The following is an 18,697-nucleotide window of genomic DNA, read 5'->3' as shown; positions in this document are numbered from 1 at the left end:
GCAGCAGCCCGCAGGCTACCGTCAGCGGCCGCGCAGGCGGCGTACGAGGATGCTCGCGTCGCCGCGGGACTCCAGGTCCGCCAGGACGACGGCGACCGCCTCCCGGACGATCCGGCCCCGGTCGACGGCGAGGCCGTGCTCGCCGCGGAGCACCAGCCGGGCGTGCTCCAGGTCCATGAGCTCCTCGGCGGAGACGTAGACCGTGATCTTCTCGTCGTGGCGCTCACGGCCGCTGGGCCGCCTGTTCGGGGTGCGGCCACCGCGCCGCCGGGCGGCCTGCGGGGCCGGGACCGCGGCGGGGCCCACGGGCTTCGGGGCGGCGGGGCCTTCCGGCTCCGCCGTCCGGGCCCGCGGTTCTGCCGCCTCGGAGTCCGCGGCCGTGTGCTCCGCGGAGCCCTCGGCCGCCGCCGTGTCGCTCTCGCCCGCCGGGGCCGGGACGGCCCGTCGGGGTGAGGACGACTGGAGCGCCGTCCCCCCGGTCGTACGGAAGAGTTCGTCGGCGCCGGGCAGACTCACTCGGCGTGACACCGGGCGAGCACCTCCCTGGCGAGCTGACGGTAGGCGGCGGCGCCCACGGAGTTCGAGGCGTACGTGGTGATGGGCTCGCCGGCGACCGTGGTCTCCGGGAAGCGCACGGTCCGCCCGATGACCGTGTGGTACACGTGGTCGTCGAAGGCCTCGACGACGCGCGCGAGGACCTCACGGCTGTGCACGGTCCGCGAGTCGTACATCGTGGCGAGGATGCCGTCGAGCTCCAGGTCGGGGTTGAGCCGCTCCTGGACCTTCTCGATCGTCTCGGTCAGCAGTGCCACTCCGCGGAGGGCGAAGAACTCGCATTCCAGCGGCACGATGACCTTGTGAGCCGCCGTCAGGGCGTTCACGGTCAGCAGGCCGAGCGAGGGCTGACAGTCGATCACGATGTAGTCGTAGTCGTTCATCAGCGGCTTCAGGGCGCGCTGGAGCGTGGACTCGCGCGCGACCTCGCTGACGAGCTGGACTTCGGCGGCCGAGAGGTCGATGTTGCTCGGCAGCAGGTCCATGTTGGGCACCGCGGTCTTGAGGAGCACCTCGTCCGCCGACATGCCCCGCTCCATGAGCAGGTTGTAGACGGTGAGGTCGAGCTCCATCGGGTTCACGCCGAGGCCGACCGACAGGGCTCCCTGCGGGTCGAAGTCGACGAGCAGCACCCGTCGTCCGTACTCGGCGAGCGCGGCACCCAGGTTGATGGTCGACGTGGTCTTGCCGACGCCGCCCTTCTGGTTGCACATCGCGATGATCTTGGCGGGTCCGTGGTCGGTCAGGGGACCCGGGATCGGGAAGTACGGCAGGGGCCGTCCGGTGGGGCCGATCCGCTCGCGGCGCTGGCGGGCAGCGTCGGGTGCGAGGGTGGCCGCGTACTCCGGGTCGGGCTCGTACTCGGCGTCGGGGTCGTAGAAGTGCCCCTCGGGCACCTCGTCAAAGGCGGCGAAGTGGGTGGACTCTCGGCCCATCTCGTTGCCGGCCGTGGCGTTCACGTGTAGGCCGTCCATCGTCTTCATCGTGTGGGCTGTCGTCATGGGCTGGTGCGTCGCGAAGGTCCGCACCGCGACGGAGCCGATCGGAGCACCTGGCGCACCGCTCCCGGGAGTAATTGTCGACTCATTCACAAGTCGTCTTACCTCCTTGGATGTCACCAGGAACATTTATCGATAGGTCAGCGTGGCACCATGCCGACGGTTGGCGACTCTATGGCGTGTCACCGCTCCGCAGCAACACAATCCGCCGGACCCGGCCGGATGTGTCGGCAACCGAACACGTCTCTGTCAAGGGTGCACAGGCATGCATCCGCACGTTTCAGGGGTGTGCGAAACGGTTAAAGGGTTACGTTCGAGGCGAGTTGCTCGGGCCCCGGACGCGGCCGGACGCACGGCCGGCCGGACCTTGTCGAACAAGGTCCGGCCGGGTGTGTGGCATTGACGGCACCGGTTGACGGCGACGCCTCGCGGGTCAGCCCAGGAGGGTGCTCAGCTCGACGTGGTCGAGGCCGTGCGCCTCGGCGACCTCCTTGTAAACCACCTTGCCGTCATGGGTGTTGAGGCCCAGACCGAGGGCGGCGTCGCGGCGCAGCGCCTCGACCCAGCCGTTGTTCGCCAGCGACACGATGTAGGGCAGCGTGGCGTTGGTGAGCGCGTAGGTGGAGGTGTTCGGGACGGCGCCGGGCATGTTGGCGACGCAGTAGAAGACCGAGTTGTGGACCTGGAAGGTCGGCTCGGCGTGGGTGGTCGCGTGGGAGTCCTCGAAGCAACCGCCCTGGTCGATCGCAATGTCGACAAGGACACTTCCGGGCTTCATCTTGGCGACGAGCTCGTTGGTGACCAGCTTCGGGGCCTTGGCGCCCGGGATGAGGACGGCGCCGATGACGAGGTCGGCCTCGACGACGGCCTTCTCCAGCTCGTAGGCGTTGGAGACGATCGTCTTCACCTTGGTGCCGAAGATCCTGTCGGCCTCTCGGAGCTTGTTGATGTCGCGGTCGAGCAGGGTCACGTGGAAGCCCATGCCGACGGCGATCTGCGTGGCGTTCCAGCCGGAGACGCCGCCGCCGATGACGACGCACTCGCCGGCGTGGGTGCCGGGGACGCCGCCGGGGAGGACGCCACGGCCGCCGACCGAGCGCATCAGGTGGTACGCGCCGACCTGCGGGGCCAGGCGGCCCGCGACCTCGGACATCGGGGCGAGCAGCGGCAGGGCGCGGTTCGCGGTCTCGACGGTCTCGTAGGCGATGGCGGTGGTGCCGGACTCGAGCAGCGCGTCCGTGCACTCGCGGGAGGCGGCGAGGTGCAGGTACGTGAAGAGGGTCTGGTCCTTGCGGAGGCGGTGGTACTCCTCCGCGATGGGCTCCTTGACCTTGAGCAGCAGGTCGGCGATGGCCCAGACCTCGTCGGCCGTGGGGAGGATCTCGGCGCCGGCGCCGACGTACTCCGCGTCCGTGATCGAGGAGCCGACACCGGCGTTCTGCTCGATGAAGACCTGGTGGCCGTTGCGGACGAGCTCGTGGACACCGGCGGGGGTGATGGCCACGCGGAACTCGTTGTTCTTGACCTCGCGGGGGATGCCGACCTTCATCGTCGATCACGGTCCTTGAATCTGAGGGGACAACTGGGGCACTGCGATACATACCCGTATGCACTGCGGCGCACCGGGGCAGACCACGTTCGAACGCGGCGGACCCAGTCTAATGAAGGAGTTCCCGGTGTCTAGCCTTTCAAAGTACTAATCTTTCTCGAACCCACTACGGATTTCGCAGGCTGCGGCGCGCGATTCCAGCAGTCGCTCCGCTGCGGCCCTGTGCAGCCCGGCCGCGGCGGGGTCGCCGAGCCGGTCGAGCGTGTCGGCGAGCCGCAGCTGGAGGGCCGCCTGGAGCCGGGTGTCGCGCGCCCGCCGGGCCCACTCCACCGCCTCCTCGCAGGTCCGCAGCGACTCCTCGGGGCGCCCCGCGTACTCCTGGACCCGGGCCGCCTCGCTCAACGCCCGTGCGTGGCCCGGGAGATCGTCGAGCCTGCGGTAGCCGGCCGCGGCGGCCCGCCAGTTCCGCAGGGCCTCGCCGTACCGCCCGGCGTAGGTCTGTACGGCGCCGAGACGGCCGTACAGCCGGGCCTGGTCGGCGCGCTCGTCCCGGGCGAGGCGCTGGGCGAGCGCCCGCCCGTACCAGTCACCGGCCCGCTGCCAGTCCCCCAGCTCCTGATACGAGCCACCTACGGATTCCATCGCCCGACCGGTGGCATACGGATCATTTGCTGCCCTCCCGGCATCCAAAGCCAACCGATATCGCAGCAGAGCGTCCTTCGTCCGTCCGGTCCTGGCGTCCAGGTCGGCCAGGTTCAGCAGGGCCGCCGCCCGCTCGCGGTGCAGCCCGCGCCGCTCGGCCACGTCCAGGACCAGCCGGTGCAGGCCGTACAGCTCGGGCGCGGCGGCCTCGGCGCCCCGGTGCGCGGCCAGCGCCCTGACGAAGGAGGCGATCAGCCGCCGGGCCAGGGTGTCGAGCTCCCCGTCGGCGACGGCGAGGCGGGCGGAGGCGAGCAGGACGGGCTGCCGGGAGCACAGCCAGTCGGACCCGGCGGCGCGGTTCGGGAAGCGCAGGGCGCGCGGCAGACCGGCGAGCTTCCGCCGGGCGGCGGAGCCCTCGGGTTCGGTGACCGCACGGCACGACTGGAGGAGCCGTACGGTCCGCTCCAGCATCCGGGCCCGGGCGAGCTGCACCTCGGCGGGCCGGTCGCGCTCCTCCAGCTGAGCGCGAAGGAGGGGGACGAGATGGCCGGGGACCTCGTACTGCCCGTCGTCGGCGGCGGAGACGAGCCCGAGGGCGGCGAAGTCGGTGAGGGTGGTGGCCGCCGCGGAGACCGAACAGCCGGCCAGGGCGGAGGCGGTGTGGGCGTCCGCCCGGCCGAGCGGGGCCAGGGAGAGGAATCGCAGTATCCGGGCGGCGGTCGCGGGCAGCGCCTCGTGGGCGAGCAGGAAGGTCCGGGTGAGCGGGTCGCCGGTCAGCGCGCGCAGCTGCTTCGCGAGGTCGGCGACGGAGGCCTTGGGACGGGCCGCGAGCCAGCCTCCGGCGAGGACGACGGCGGCGGGCATCCCCCCGCACTCCTCGACGAGGGTCTCGGCGGCCTGCGGGTCCACGGTGATGCGGACGGAGCCGGTGAAGGCGGTGAGCAGCTCGATGGCCGACTTGGCGTCGAGACCGCCGAGGGTGCAGGGCCGTACGTCGGGGATGCCGGTGAGCGGTCCGCGCGACACGCCGACGACCAGGGTGTCGGGGTCGTCGGGGATCAGCGGGTCGGCCTGCTCGGCGTCGACGGCGTCGTCGAGGATCAGGACGGCCCGGCGTCCGGTGAAGGCACGGCGGACCAGCTCGGTCAGCTCGTCCTCGGCGGCGCCGGGCGGCTCGGCCACGCCGAGCGCGGCCAGGAGTTCCTGGGCGACGCGGGCGGTGGGGACGGGGTCGCCGCCGGGTTCGGTGAGCCTGGCGCGGAACACCCCGTCGGGGTAGCGGTCGGTGAGGCCGGCGGCCAGCTCCTCGGCGAGGGCGGTGCGTCCGGAGCCGGGTTTGCCGGCGACGAGCAGGACCCGGGCGCGGGGGGCCTTGCGGCCCGTGAGGGTGTCGAGGCCGGTCCGCTCGATGTCGGCGCGCAGGGCTTTCAACTCCCGCTGCCGGCCGAAGAACCGCCGGGCCACGGCCGCCGCCACCGCCTGATCCGTCACGGGCCACGCTCCCGTCCACCTGCGCACGAGCCATCCCGCGGGGGGCTCCGCACGGGCGATTCCGAGCGTAGTTCAGGCCGCGCCACGGACCCGGCGGAGCGCGGCGGACACATCGCCCGATCGGATCAGCCGATGGTCACACCGCCGGGTTGCCTCAAGGACGACGTCGTGCCGTCACGACACGAACGGGCGGGCCGGCCAGGGCGCCTCGGCCGGCCGCAGCGCCCCGACCCCGTCGCCAGCGCGCGCGGCGGCCAGCGACATCACGCCCACCACCAGACAGTTGTTGTGCAGCTCGCCCGCGAGCGCCCCGCGCACGAGCTCCGCGAGCGGCACCCGCGCCGTCTCCATGTCGGCCTCCTCGTCGGAGACCTCGTAGCGCTCGCCCTCCGCCTCCGCGAGGTCCCGGGCGAGGAAGACGCGCACGGCCTCGTCGCAGCCGCCCGGGGTCGTGTAGACGTCGGTCAGGACCCGCCAGTCCCCCGCCTTGACGTGGGCCTCCTCGTACAGCTCGCGCTGGGCGGCGTGCAGCGGGTTCTCACCGGGCACGTCGAGGAGCCCCGCGGGGATCTCCCACAGCTTCTGCCGCACCGGGTGCCGGTACTGCTTGACGAGCAGGACCCGGTCCTGCTCGTCCAGGGCCAGGACAGCCACCGAGCCGGGGTGGACCTGGTAGTCGCGGCGGGCGACCGTGCCGTCCGGCATGACCACGTCGTCCGTGCGGACACTGGTCTTCTTGCCCTGGAAGGGGGTCGTCGTCGCGACGACCCGCCACTCCTGCGGGGTGTCCTGCAGCTCCATCTGGGTCCTCCCACGTACGCACACACACGAAAACCGGGGTACGCGTCCCTTGAGGACCCGTACCCCGGCAACGTTAACGCCGACCGACGACAGCGCCGGTTACTTCGCGGGCTTGCCCGTCTTGCGCTCGACGGCCGCCTTGACCAGGCCCGCGAAGAGCGGGTGCGGGCGGGTCGGGCGGGAGCGGAGCTCCGGGTGCGCCTGGGTGGCCACCAGGTAGGGGTGGATCTCACGCGGGTACTCGACGTACTCGACGAGCTTGTTGTCCGGGGAGGTGCCGGAGAAGACCAGGCCGGCCTTCTTCTCCAGCTCCGCGCGGTAGGAGTTGTTGACCTCGTAGCGGTGGCGGTGGCGCTCGTCCACGTACGGCTGGTCGTCGTAGACCTCGCGGACGATCGAGCCCTCGGCGAGCTTCGCCGGGTACAGGCCCAGGCGCATCGTTCCGCCCAGGTCGCCGGCGCCCTCGACGTAGGCGAGCTGCTCCTCCATCGTGGAGACGACGGGGTGCGCGGTCGCCGGGTCGAACTCGGTGGAGTTGGCGTCCGGGATGTCCGCCAGGTTCCGCGCGGCCTCGATGACGATGCACTGGAGGCCGAGGCAGATGCCGAGCAGCGGCACCTTGTTCTCGCGGGCGTACTGGATCGCGCCGATCTTGCCGTTCACACCACGGTCGCCGAAGCCGCCGGGGATGAGGATCGCGTCGACGTCACCGAGCTGCTTCTTGGCGCCGGCCGGAGTCTTGCACTCGTCGGAGGTGACCCACTTGACCTTGACCCGGGCCTTGTTGGCGAAGCCGCCGGCCCGCATGGCCTCGGTGATCGAGAGGTAGGCGTCGGGCAGGTCGATGTACTTGCCGACGAGCGCGACGGTGACCTCGTGGTCGGGGTTGTGGACGCGGTCCAGCAGGTCGTCCCAGGTGGACCAGTCCACGTCGCGGAAGGGCAGGTCGAGCTTGCGGACGACGTAGGCGTCCAGACCCTCGGTGTGCAGGACCTTGGGGATGTCGTAGATCGACTTGGCGTCGATCGCGGCGACGACCGCGGCCTCGTCGACGTCGCACATCAGCGAGATCTTGCGCTTGATGGCGGTCGGGACCTCGCGGTCGGCGCGCAGGACGATCGCGTCCGGCTGGATGCCGATGTTGCGGAGGGCGGCGACCGAGTGCTGGGTCGGCTTGGTCTTCAGCTCGCCGGAGGGGCCGATGTAGGGCAGCAGCGAGATGTGCACGACGAAGACGTTGTCGCGGCCGACCTCGTGGCGGACCTGGCGGACGGTCTCCAGGAACGGCAGGGACTCGATGTCGCCGACGGTGCCGCCGACCTCGGTGATGACGACGTCCACGTCGTCCGTCGCCATGCGGCGGATCCGGGACTTGATCTCGTTGGTGATGTGCGGGATGACCTGCACGGTGTCGCCCAGGTACTCGCCGCGCCGCTCCTTGGCGATGACCTGCGAGTAGACCTGGCCGGTGGTGACGTTCGCCGAGCCGTCGAGGTCGACGTCGAGGAAGCGCTCGTAGTGGCCGATGTCCAGGTCGGTCTCGGCGCCGTCGTTGGTGACGAACACCTCACCGTGCTGGAAGGGGTTCATCGTGCCGGGGTCGACGTTCAGGTACGGGTCGAGCTTCTGCATCGTGACCCGCAGTCCGCGGGCCTTGAGGAGCGCACCCAGGCTGGAGGCGGTCAGGCCCTTGCCGAGGGAGGAGGCGACACCCCCGGTGACGAAGATGTGCTTGGTCGTCGTGGTGTTGGGCGGCATCGCCAAGAGGGGGCTCCCGTGGTCGCGTTCTGGAGGTGCGTACCGGCGTCCCCTCCGGAAGAATCGGGGGGTGCCGTCGCTGCGGTTTCGGGGTCCTCGGCTGTCGCCGTTTCCCACCGGTCCACGGGGTACCAGGGTATCAGCGACATCAGGAGACCGCTTCCGGCCACACGCGGCAGTCGGGTGTTCACGGACGGCTACGAAAGGGGTGGGGCGGGATCCGTGCGAGGGTGATAGACGTGGTCACGGGCCTTTTCACCCGATCGGAGCAGCGACGTTAACGGCGTGATCACCGGGTCACTAGGGTGCGACGTATTCTGCTCGGAACACAGCCCGCCGAGCAGCCCGGCCATCGGCACCACCCCGCCGGCTCGACCGGACCGAGCGCTCGTCGACGACCCCCTGACCGCTGACACCAGCAGACCCGGCTGACACCCAGCCGGCGCATCCGAGCAAGCGCCCCACGGGGCGGACATGGCCGTTCGACTGGAGTGAAGCACGTGGCCGGGCGCATCGAGGATTACGCACTCATCGGGGACATGCAGACCGCCGCACTGGTCTGCCGGGACGGCAGCGTCGACTGGCTGTGCCTGCCACGCTTCGACTCCCACGCGATCTTCGCGGGACTGCTCGGCACCGAGGAACACGGGTTCTGGCGGGTGGGTCCCGCGGTGGCCGAGGACGCCGAGGCGCCCCCGGCCGACCGGCGCCGCTACAAGGGCGACTCGCTGATCCTGGAGTCCGAGTGGGACACCCCGCGCGGCACGGTCCGCGTGACGGACTTCATGCCCCCGCGCGACGGCGCGCCGCAGCTCATCCGGATCGTGGAGGGCGTCTCCGGCCGGGTCGCGATGCGCTCCGCGCTGCGGATGCGCTTCAGCTACGGCCGGATCGTGCCCTGGGTCCACAAGGTCGGCGAGCGCACGGTCGCCGTCGCCGGGCCGGACTCGGTGTGGCTCGACGCGGACGCGGAGACGCACGGCGAGTCGCTCACCACGTACTCCGAGTTCACCGTCGCCCCCGGCGACCGGATCACCTTCACGCTCTCCTGGCAGCCCTCCCACAAGGAGCCGCCGGCGCTGCCGGACCCTGAGGGCTCGCTGGAGGCGACCGCCGACTTCTGGCGCGAATGGGTCGACCACTGCACGTACCACGGCCCCTATCGGGAGGCGGTGGTCCGCTCCCTGATCACGCTGAAAGCGCTGACCTACGCGCCGACCGGCGGGATCGTGGCCGCGCCGACCACCTCGCTGCCCGAGGAGATCGGCGGCGTCCGCAACTGGGACTACCGCTACACCTGGCTGCGGGACGCGGCGATCACCCTCTCCTCGATGCTGCGCACCGGCTACCGCGAGGAGGCCCGCGCCTGGCGGGACTGGCTGCTCCGCGCGGTCGCGGGCGACCCGGAGAACCTCCAGATCATGTACGGCATCGCGGGCGAGCGGGAGCTCGGCGAGGCGGAGCTGGACTGGCTCCCGGGGTACGAGAACTCCGGCCCGGTCCGCGTCGGCAACGGCGCCGCCAACCAGCTCCAGCTGGACGTCTACGGCGAGGTCACCGAGGCCCTGCACCTCGCGCACATGACGGGGCTCTCCCGCAACGACTACGCCTCCCTCCTCCAGATCAAGCTGATCAACTACCTGGAGAAGCACTGGGACCAGCCCGACGAGGGCATCTGGGAGGTCCGCGGCCCGCGCCGCCACTTCACCCACTCCAAGGTGATGGCCTGGGTGGCCGTCGACCGCACGATCAAGCTCATCGAGTCCGGGGACGCCGACGGCCCGCTGGAGCGCTGGCGTGAGCTGCGCGACGAGATCCACCGGGACGTCTGCGAGAAGGGCTACGACAAGGAGCGGAACACCTTCACACAGTCGTACGGCTCGCAGGAGCTGGACGCCTCGCTGCTGCTGATCCCGCAGATGGGCTTCCTGCCGCCGGACGACAAGCGGGTCATCGGCACGATCGAGGCGATCCAGCGGGAGCTCTCCACGGAGGACGGCTTCGTGCTGCGCTACCCGACGGCGGGCGAGGAGGCCGGCGTCGACGGACTGGAGGGTGACGAGGGCGCGTTCCTCGCCTGCTCGTTCTGGCTCGCTGACGACCTGGCGATGATCGGCCGGGTGGACGAGGCCCGCACGCTCTTCGAGAAGCTGCTCGCCCTCCGCAACGACCTCGGGCTGCTCGCGGAGGAGTGGGACCCGCGGCTCCAGCGTCAGGTGGGCAACTTCCCGCAGGCGTTCAGCCACGTCCCCCTGATCGACACCGCGCTGCGCCTGACGGCCAGTGGGGCGTACGGCGGCTGAGCCCCCAGCCGCCGGAGCGGGGCGGCCGGAGCGCGGAGCAGGGCCCTCGGGAATACGCTGAGAGGGTCCTGTCCCCCGTACGAAAAGGGGGCTCTCATGGCTCCCCACGTCTCCGAAAGCGCCCTGGCCGGACTGGTCGAGGACCTGGCCGGCGAGGTGATCACCCCAGGTGGTCCGGGCTACCACGAGGCGCGTGCCCTGCACAACGGCATGATCGACCGGCACCCGTCGGTGATCGCCCAGTGCGCCACCCAGGCCGACGTGTCCAACGCGATCCTGTTCGGCCGGGAGGCCGAGCTGCCGATCGCGGTGCGCGGCGGCGGGCACAGCGTCGCCGGGACGTCGATGATCGACGGCGCCCTGATCATCGACCTCCGCCGGATGCACGCCGTGGTCGTCGACCCGGAGGACATGACGGTACGGGTCGAGGGCGGGGCGACGATGGCACACCTGGACCAGGCGTGCCAGCCGTTCCACGTGGCGACCACCGGCGGACGGGTCTCCACGACCGGCGTCGGCGGCTTCACGCTGGGCGGCGGCTCGGGCTGGCTGGAGCGGAAGTTCGGGCTCGCCAGCGACAACCTGCTCGCCGCCGACCTGATCACCGCCGAGGGCAAGCACGTCCACACGGACGCGGAGGAGAGCCCGGAGCTGTTCTGGGCGCTGCACGGCGGCGGCGGCAACTTCGGGGTGGCGACCTCGCTGACGCTGCGGCTGCACGAGCTGCCGGAGATGAGCATGGCGATGCTGTTCTTCCTGCCGGCGGTGGCCCCCGAGGTGGTGCGGACCTACCGCGGCCTCATCGAGTCCGCGCCCGACGGCGTGGGCGGCGGGGTCATCTACCTCCCCGCGCCGCCCGAGCCGTTCGTCCCCGAGCACCTCGTCGGCGAGCTGCTCTGCGGCACCCTGTTCACGTACGCGGGTCCCGTCGCCGACGTCCGCGAGCTCGCGGCGCCGCTGTTCGCGCTGAAGCCCGTGATCGAGATGGTCACGGACCTCCCTTACGCCGATCTCCAGTCCATGCTCGACGACCCGCCGGGCCTGCGGAACTACTGGTCGGCGGAGTACCTCGCCGAGCTGCCGGACGCCGCGGTGGACGCCTACTGCGCCCGCGCGGAGCTGATCCCGCCCCCCACCGCCTGCCAGCACGTGCTGTTCCCGCTGGGCGGCGCGGTGGCGGCAGGGCCGTCCGATCACCCGATTCCGTGGCGTACGGCGCCCTGGGGCGTGCACCCCTTCGCGACCTGGGTCGACCCGGCCGACGACGACCGGGCGATCCAGTGGGTGCGGGACGTGCGGGCCGACGCGCAGCCGTGGTCGACGGGAGCCGTGTATCTGAACTTCATCGGCTCCGAGGGAGAGCGCCGGGTGGTCGAGGGCTTCGGCGCCGACAACTACCGGCGCCTGGCCCGGGTCAAGGCCGCCTACGACCCCGAGAACGTCTTCCGCTACAACCACAACGTCACGCCGGCCGCCTGAGGCTCACCGCAGGGTGTCGATCACCTCCCTGGCGGCGCGCTCGCCCTCCGTGGCCCCGCCTTCCATGAAGCCCTGGAAGTCGTAGCTGCAGTGCTCGCCGCCGATGTGGACGTTGCCCTGGGCCTTCCCCTCGTATCCCGCGTACCGGTGGAGGTAGCCGACGGGCCAACAGGAGTACGCGCCGAGGGCGTACGGGTTCTTGTGCCAGGCGGAGAGCTGGGCGCGGCCCGTGTACGCGGCGGAGGTGCCGGGGAAGAAGGCGTCGATACCGGCCAGGTAGCGGGTGACCAGGTTCCGCACGTACGGGTCGGACTCGGTGGAGAACGGCCCCGCGGGGTTCAGGTTCCTGGCCAGGCTGCCGCCGCCGTACTGGATGAGGATGCCGCCGGTGCCGCCCTGGACCTTGGTGGTGTCCCAGGTCTGCTGGACCTCGCTGTCGGTGAAGCAGTCCCCGGCGGAGACCCCGGGCCAGGGGCCGGTGCCGCGCCAGGGGCGGGTTCCGAACTGCATGTTGAGCTTGGTGCAGTGGCCCATGCGGGCGTCCCGCAGCAGGTTCCGCATGAGCGGGTCGAAGCCCGCCAGGGACAGGTCGAGCTGTTTGAGGACCGGCAGCGGGAGACAGAGGACCGTGTGGTCGGCGGTCACGGTCCGGACGGCTCCGGCCTCGGTGAAGGTCAGCGTCTGGGTGCCGTCGGCGTTGGCCCGTACGGCGTTCAGGGACCAGCCGCGGCGCAGGGTGCCGGCGGTGAGGGCTGCGGCGATGGCGTTCGGGAGCTGGTCGTTGCCGCCGACGATGTGGTACCGCTCGTTGGACAGGCCCCAGATGTTGAAGTTGCCCGGATTGGTCTGGTAGCCCATGAGCAGGACGAGGGCGAGCGAGGACTGCTCGGTGGTGTCGGCGCCGTACTCGACGTTGTAGGCGACGTCGATGAACCTGCCGAGCGGCGAGGCGTGGCCGCCGGGGACCCGGGTCTCGATCCACTCGTACACGGACATGTTGTCGAGGGCGGTGCCGGTGGGCGTGGTCTGGTTCCAGAAGACCTCGCCCGCCTCGGAGAGGTCGCGGCGCAGCGACTGGTAGACCGCGTTGAAGTCCTCGTCGGCCTGGTGGCGCGGGTAGTAGGCGCCGTCGAACCAGAGGACCTCCTCGGCCCCGTTGGGTCCGCCGCCGAGGAAGTCCTCGACGTCGAGGTCGAACCGGCGGCAGAGCTCCAGGATCTTCTTGTGGCTGGTGTCGATCAGCTCGCCGCCGATCTCGGAGGTCTGGCCGTACGCCCAGTGGCCGCGCTGGGTCCACATCCGGCCGCCGACCCGCGAGGGGTTCGCCTCGTAGAGGACGGGGCTCAGGCCGGCGTCCTGAAGGGTGAGGGCGGCCGTCAGGCCGGATATCCCGGCGCCGACGACGGCGACCCTGGCGGTGCTCTTGACGGGCGGGGACGGGGTGGCGGCGCGGGCGGGGACGGCCCCGCCGAGACCGGCGGCCCCGGCGGCGCCGACGGCGACACCGGCGGCGGCCGCGTACTTGAGGAGGGAGCGGCGCCCGAGGGCGTCGGCTCTCATGCCTCTGAGCTCGTCGACGGGGATGTCGAGGCGTCGGGCCTCGGCGTGCTCGGCGGCGAGGCGCTTCAAGAGGTGCATCGGGTTGGTGCGTGCCATGGAGCGCTCCTTGAGAAAGGGGGAATCAGCTCTGCGGTACGACGGGTGGTGCGGGTCCCGGCTACGGCGGGAGATGCGGGTCCGGCTGGGGCGGGGGTGCGGTCCGGCTACGACGGGGGGTGCGGGTCCGGGTAGGGCGGGGAATCAGCTCTGCGGTACGGCGGCGGGGGCGGGGGCCGCCTCGGCGGGGCGCTCGGCCGCGTCCTCCAGGACGATCCGGCCGATGATCTCGTAGCGCTCGGGCCGCTTGGCCTTGAGGTAGAGACCGAGGCCGAGGCCGCCGAAGAAGACCACGCCGACGATCCAGGGGATCGCCTTGAAGAAGAGGGAGTCGGCGGCGAGTCCGGCCGCGGTCTCCATGTTGACGACCAGCAGGACGACGACGGCGACCATGCCGATGCCGCCGAGGAGCGGAGCCGTGAGGGTCCTGAACCAGTGCCGGTCCTCCGGGTGGTTCTTGCGGAAGTAGCCGATGACGGCGAAGGAGCAGAGGGTCTGGACGATGAGGATCGCCATCGTGCCGAGGATCGCGAGCAGGGTGTAGAGGTGGATGTAGGGGTCCTGGCCGGTGAGCCAGAAGGCGCCGACGAGACCGACGGCGATCCCGCTCTGCACGTAGGAGGCGATGTACGGCGAGCCGTGCCGCGCGTGGGTGCGGCCGAGCGCGGGGTGGAGGAAGCCCTCGCGGCCGATGGCGTACAGGTAGCGCGAGGCGCACTGGTGGAAGGCCATGCCACAGGCGAAGGAGCCGGTCAGCAGCAGCCACTGGAAGGCGTCGACGGCCCAGGCGCCGATGAAGGACTGGGTGGGCGCGAAGAACAGGTCGAGCGGGCTGGCGGAGGCGGACAGCTTCACGGAGCCGGCGAGACCGTTTCCGGCGATCGTCATCCAGGACACGTAGATGTAGAAGAGGCCGACGCCGATGACGGAGATCAGGGTGGCGCGCGGGATGACCCGCTTCGGGTCGCGCGACTCCTCCCCGTACATGGCCGTCGACTCGAAGCCGACCCAGGACCAGAAGGCGAAGAAGAGCCCGAGCCCGGCCGAGGTGCCGGTGAAGGCGTTCACGGGGTTGATCGGCTCGACGGGGATGCCATCGGGTCCGCCGCCGGCGATCAGGACGGCGGTGGCGACCGCGAAGAGGACGGCGATCTCCGCGATGAGCATCACGCCGAGCGCCTTGGCGGTCAGGTTGATGTCGAAGTACGAGAGGACGGCCGTCACGGCCAGCATGACGGCCGCGTAGAGGATCCACGGGATGTCGACGCCGAGCTGGTCGGCGACCGTGGTCTTGGCGAAGTACGCGAAGACGCCGACGATCGAGGCCTCGAAGACGATGTACGCGAGGACCGCGAGCATGCCGGAGGCCATGCCGGCGATCCGGCCGAGGCCGTGCGAGATGTAGCCGTAGAAGGCGCCTGCGGCCGTGATCCGCTTGGCCATGGCGACGTAGCCGACGGAGAAGACGGTCAGGACGAGGGTCGCGAAGAGGTATCCGGCGGGTGCGCCGGTGCCGTTGCCGAAGCCGACGGCGATGGGGAGGTTGCCGGTCATCGCGGTGATCGGGGCCGCGGTGGCCACGGCCATGAAGACGACGCCGACCAGACCGACGGAGTTGGCCTTCAGCCGGTGCACCTGTGGAGTGGAGTTCTCTGCCATGGCGCGAGAGCATCCTCGCGTGTGACACAGGCCACAATCGACATGCGGTCGCACAATTCCCGCCACGGGGCGACGAGTTGTCGCCCCGATGTACGAAGTGTCCGGTGCCGTGACCGTGCGGTGATGTCACGGAAACACGGACGCGGGGTAGCGTCCGGGCCCATGGACAATCAGGGCGGGATCACCGTGCAGCGGGCGCTCGAACTCCCGGGGCTGCGCAGCGGGCTCCCGGAGGTCGTCGCCGGCGCGGACCGGCTGCACCGTACGGTGCGCTGGGTGCACGCGGGCGAGGTGCCGAACATCGCGTCGCTGCTCAAGGGCGGCGAGCTGCTGCTGACCACGGGCCTCGGGCTCGGGACCCGGCCGGCCGAGCAGCGGGCCTTCGTCCGCCGGCTCGCGGACCGGGGAATCGCCGCGCTCGTGGTGGAGCTGGGCCCGCGCTTCGCCCGCCTCCCGGCGACGATAGTGGAGACCGCGCGGGCCGCCGGGCTGCCCCTGGTGCAGCTGCACCGCGAGGTCCCCTTCGTGGCCGTCACGGAGGAGATCCACACCGAGATCGTCAACGGCCACTACGCGCTCCTCCGGCAGGCCGAGGAGGTCCACCGGCAGTGCACGGAGGCCCTGCTCGGCGGCGGCGGAGTCCCACAGGTCCTGCGCATCCTCTCCGACTTCGCCGCGAACCCGGTCTTCCTGGAGACCGCCGACGGCCAGCTCCTGTACGCGGCGGGCACCGAGTCCGGCCCCGCCGACCCGCTCCAGGTGTGGGACGGGCTGCGCGGCCAGCGCGCGGCCCGCGAATCCGGCCCGCCCACCGGTACGGTCCTCGTCGACGTGCCGGGCGGCGGCCCCGGTACGGGCTCGGTCCGGGCCCGCCTGGTCCTCCTCGCGGTCTCCGGGGCCCTCTCCCCCGTCCACCGGATGGCGGCCGAGCGGGCGGCGGGCATCCTCGCGGTCGTCCTCATGCAGGCGCGCCAGGAGGAGGAGCTGGCCGCGCGCGGCCGGGGCGACTTCCTGACGGACCTGGCGGAGGGCCGGATCACGGCCGAGGCGGCGCCGGCCCAGGCCCGCGTCCTCGGCTTCAAGCCGGGCGAGGGCCCGCTGCTGCCGGTGGTCATGCGCCTGGCCTCGGAGCTCTCCCCTGCGGGCAACTGGGCGCTCCTCGCCCGGGCGGTCCTCGAAGAACTCTCCTCCGTCGGCGTCCCCGTCCTCCTGGGCGTCCGCCCGGTGGAGGGCAGGGTCCCCCTCCTCCTCGGCCTCCGCTCGGAATCGGAGCGCACGGCCGTCGCGGACCGGGTCGCGGCGGCGCTCCGCGCGGGCGTGGAGCGGGCGGGCCTGGAGCGCGCGGGCGTCCACCCGCCGGTCGTCGTCGTGGGCGTCGCCGGAAGCTGGGCGGCGGCCTCCGCGGGCCTGCGGCACGCGGCGGAGACGGCGACGGCGGCGCAGGGCCTCTCGGACCTCCCCTGGTACGACGCCCGCCGCCTCGACATCGACCTGCTGCTGTGGCGCCTGCGCGACCACCCGGACCTGGCGGCCTTCGTGGACCGCGCGATCGGCCCCCTCCGGGACCACGACCGCACCTCCCGCCCACCGCTGCTCCCGACCCTGGAGACGTACCTGGCCCACGCGGGCCGCAAGGCGGAGACGGCCCGCGAACTCCACCTCAACCGCCAGACCCTCTACAACCGCCTGGCCCGCATCTCCGAACTCCTGGGCACGGACCTGGACGACCCCCAAACGGTCCTGGCCCTCTCCCTCTCCCTGAGAGCCCGCCGCCACACGACGTAACCCGGACCGTCGCCGGTGGGGTGGGGGGTGGGTGGGGGGAACTCCCCCACCCACCCCCCTACCGCCGCCCCGCCAACTCGTCGTACACGCTCAACACATGCGCGACCGTCTCGTCCTCCGTAGGCCACGTCCCCGCCTGCACCCGTCCCGCCGCCGCGAGGTCCATCCGCCGGTCCGCGTCCTCCAACAGCCCCCGTACCGCCCCCGCGAGCGCCACCGCGTCCCCGTACGGCACGAGCTCCGCCGCGTCCCCGACGAGCTCCGGCACGCCGCCGACCGCCGTCGCGACGAGCGGCACACCGAGCCGCAGCGCCTCCTGCGCGAGCAGGGAGCGGGCCTCCCGGCGCGAAGGGAGGACCGCGACGTCCGCCGCGGCCAGCAGCTCCGCGACGTCGTCGCGCCGCCCGATCAGCCGCACCGCGAGCCGCTCCGCCGTGATCCTCCGCTGCAGCGCGGCCCGTTCACGCCCCTCGCCGGCGATGACGAGCAGCGGCTGCGGATCGAGGTCCCGCCACGAGCGCGCGGCGTCGAGCAGCGTCCCGTACCCCCGCCCCCGTTCGAGCGCCCCGACGGCCATCAGCAAGGGCCGGTCGACCGCGCCCAGTTCGGCGCGGGCCTTGCCGTCGTGCAGGCAGACGGGCCCACGCCCGGCCGGCACCGTGACGGGCGCGAGCCGGGCGTCCCGCGCCCCGCGCCGCCGCGCCCGGTCGACGAGTTCGGACGACGTGCCGAGGACGACGGAGGCGGCCCGCACGGTCCGCCGCTCCAGGAGCCGCTGCACCCCGCCCCGCGCCCCGTCCAGGTGGTTCCGGCTGTGCCAGGTCGTGACGAGCGGCGTACGCCCCCCACCGGAGGTCGACCCACCTCCGGCCCTCCCGGATCCCAGCCCCGCGGAGGCCGACCCGCAGGACGGCGCCGAGAGCGCGAGCGTGGCCCGCACGGAGGCCTGGAGCCCGTGCGCGTGGACCACGTCCGCGCCGATGCAGGCGTTACGGAGCGCGGTGACCGTCGCGGGGTCCCCGAGGCGCGGCAGGGGCACGAAGTGCGCCCCCGCACCGAGGTAGTCGTAGAGACGGTCGAGTTCTGCCGGGGCGCACACGGTCACCCGCACGCCCCTCGCCACCAGCCCCGAGGCGAGTGATCGGACGTGAGAGCTGCTGCCCGCGCTGCCACCGCCCAGCACTTGGACCGTACGGAGCTGTGTCACGCGCCCAAGGATGCCAGCCCGTGCCGCCGACCGTACGCACGTTCCGGCACCGAAACGGCGTCGTTCCCTTGTGCGGAGGGGGTCCACCGTCCGGACCCGACCCAGGGTTCACCCACTCGGGTGAGCGCGCGAGGTGGCGTCCCACTCCCCCCAGGCCGCGGCGGCGACGAGTCCCGCCGCGTGCGCGAGGAGCCCGAGGCGCCCGTTCCCGGCGGCGATCGCGCCGCCTACGGCCGCACCGAGCGCGTGCGCCCCGGTGTCGCCGAGCATGGTGCGCTCCCCGAGGTCCTCGCCGAGGACCGCCGAGGCCGCTCCCATGGGGGCGGCGGCGAGCGAGCCGCGGACCAGCCCGGGAGCGCCGAGCGCCAGCACGGCGAGGCACGCCCGCCCGGGCCGTACGTCCACGAGGTTCACCAGGTGTGCGCTGCCGGCGATGACGACCCCGGCGAGGACCTTGTCCACGGGCCGTTCCTTGAGCATCGCACCGGCCGCCAGCGAGGCCGCGCCGATGCCGAGGAGCTTGACGGCTCCGCTGGTCACCTCGCCGTCCCGCAGCGCGGCCAAGTGGGCCCGGAAACCGCGCCGGTGATCGCCCTTCACATCGTCGTACGCCCCGCACGCCGCAGCGGCCAGCACGGCGAGAGCCACGGGCCCGCTGCCGCTGCCGGCCGCCGCCCCGAGCGCGGTCGCGGGCCCGGAGTACAGATCGACGGCGCGCCCGGCATGGTTGGTCCGCATCCACAGCGAGTCACCCGCCGCCGAGGGACCGCCCACAGACAGCGAGTCACCCGCCGCCGAAGGCCCGCCCACCGAC

Annotated in this window: 13 protein-coding genes; 3 read left to right on the top strand and 10 right to left on the bottom strand. The window is 72.2% G+C overall.

The genetic code is table 11. The annotated features are described in order from the left end of the window. Positions 1 to 21: 21 nt before the first annotated feature. The 6 genes from IE124_RS21610 to pyrG form a co-directional block, all read right to left on the bottom strand. Entirely contained in the window at positions 22 to 528 is a 507-nt protein-coding gene (locus IE124_RS21610; RefSeq protein ID WP_229832669.1) for a hypothetical protein, read from the bottom strand. After that, on the bottom strand, positions 513 to 1,538 hold the full coding sequence (locus IE124_RS21605) for a ParA family protein (RefSeq protein WP_037631020.1): 1,026 nt from the start codon (positions 1,536 to 1,538) through the stop codon (positions 513 to 515). Before IE124_RS21605 ends, IE124_RS21610 begins: the two co-directional genes overlap by 16 nt. 448 nt (positions 1,539 to 1,986) lie before the next feature. Next, on the bottom strand, positions 1,987 to 3,102 hold the full coding sequence (gene ald / locus IE124_RS21600) for an alanine dehydrogenase (RefSeq protein WP_189509548.1): 1,116 nt from the start codon (positions 3,100 to 3,102) through the stop codon (positions 1,987 to 1,989). Between the two features lie 147 nt (positions 3,103 to 3,249). Continuing rightward, positions 3,250 to 5,235, bottom strand: a complete 1,986-nt coding sequence (locus IE124_RS21595) for an AAA family ATPase (RefSeq protein ID WP_189509547.1) — start codon at positions 5,233 to 5,235, stop codon at positions 3,250 to 3,252. Between the two features lie 174 nt (positions 5,236 to 5,409). After that, on the bottom strand, positions 5,410 to 6,036 hold the full coding sequence (locus tag IE124_RS21590) for an NUDIX domain-containing protein (protein ID WP_189509546.1): 627 nt from the start codon (positions 6,034 to 6,036) through the stop codon (positions 5,410 to 5,412). Positions 6,037 to 6,135: 99 nt separating this feature from the next. After that, on the bottom strand, positions 6,136 to 7,794 hold the full coding sequence (gene pyrG / locus IE124_RS21585) for a CTP synthase (RefSeq protein ID WP_125749694.1): 1,659 nt from the start codon (positions 7,792 to 7,794) through the stop codon (positions 6,136 to 6,138). A 500-nt stretch (positions 7,795 to 8,294) separates the two neighbouring features. Between pyrG and IE124_RS21580 the strand changes: the two genes are divergently transcribed. Then, on the top strand, positions 8,295 to 10,097 hold the full coding sequence (locus IE124_RS21580) for a glycoside hydrolase family 15 protein (RefSeq protein ID WP_189509545.1): 1,803 nt from the start codon (positions 8,295 to 8,297) through the stop codon (positions 10,095 to 10,097). Positions 10,098 to 10,193: 96 nt separating this feature from the next. After that, positions 10,194 to 11,576 carry an FAD-binding oxidoreductase gene (locus IE124_RS21575; RefSeq protein ID WP_189509544.1) on the top strand — a complete coding sequence of 461 codons (1,383 nt, stop codon included), beginning with the start codon at positions 10,194 to 10,196 and terminating at the stop codon, positions 11,574 to 11,576. A 3-nt stretch (positions 11,577 to 11,579) separates the two neighbouring features. Here the strand turns inward: IE124_RS21575 and IE124_RS21570 are convergent, their stop codons facing one another. Further along, the gene (locus tag IE124_RS21570; protein WP_189509543.1) at positions 11,580 to 13,232 is read right to left on the bottom strand and encodes a flavin monoamine oxidase family protein; all 1,653 of its coding nucleotides are present in this window, start codon (positions 13,230 to 13,232) and stop codon (positions 11,580 to 11,582) included. Positions 13,233 to 13,376: 144 nt separating this feature from the next. Further along, entirely contained in the window at positions 13,377 to 14,891 is a 1,515-nt protein-coding gene (locus IE124_RS21565; RefSeq protein WP_189509542.1) for an APC family permease, read from the bottom strand. 162 nt (positions 14,892 to 15,053) lie between these two features. Here IE124_RS21565 and IE124_RS21560 point away from each other — a divergent pair, with 162 nt between their 5' ends. Continuing rightward, entirely contained in the window at positions 15,054 to 16,676 is a 1,623-nt protein-coding gene (locus IE124_RS21560; protein ID WP_189509541.1) for a PucR family transcriptional regulator, read from the top strand. Between the two features lie 58 nt (positions 16,677 to 16,734). Here the strand turns inward: IE124_RS21560 and IE124_RS21555 are convergent, their stop codons facing one another. Then, on the bottom strand, positions 16,735 to 17,883 hold the full coding sequence (locus IE124_RS21555; RefSeq protein WP_189509540.1) for a glycosyltransferase family 4 protein: 1,149 nt from the start codon (positions 17,881 to 17,883) through the stop codon (positions 16,735 to 16,737). A 108-nt stretch (positions 17,884 to 17,991) separates the two neighbouring features. Continuing rightward, positions 17,992 to 18,663, bottom strand: coding sequence for a hypothetical protein (locus tag IE124_RS21550; RefSeq protein WP_229832705.1), 672 nt, complete (start codon positions 18,661 to 18,663; stop codon positions 17,992 to 17,994). Positions 18,664 to 18,697 lie beyond the last annotated feature (34 nt).

This window comes from Streptomyces narbonensis, assembly GCF_014649015.1.
Taxonomy (GTDB): Bacteria; Actinomycetota; Actinomycetes; order Streptomycetales; family Streptomycetaceae; genus Streptomyces; species Streptomyces narbonensis.
Note: the sequence above shows the minus strand (reverse complement) of the source record. Positions and strands in the feature narration are given on the sequence as shown.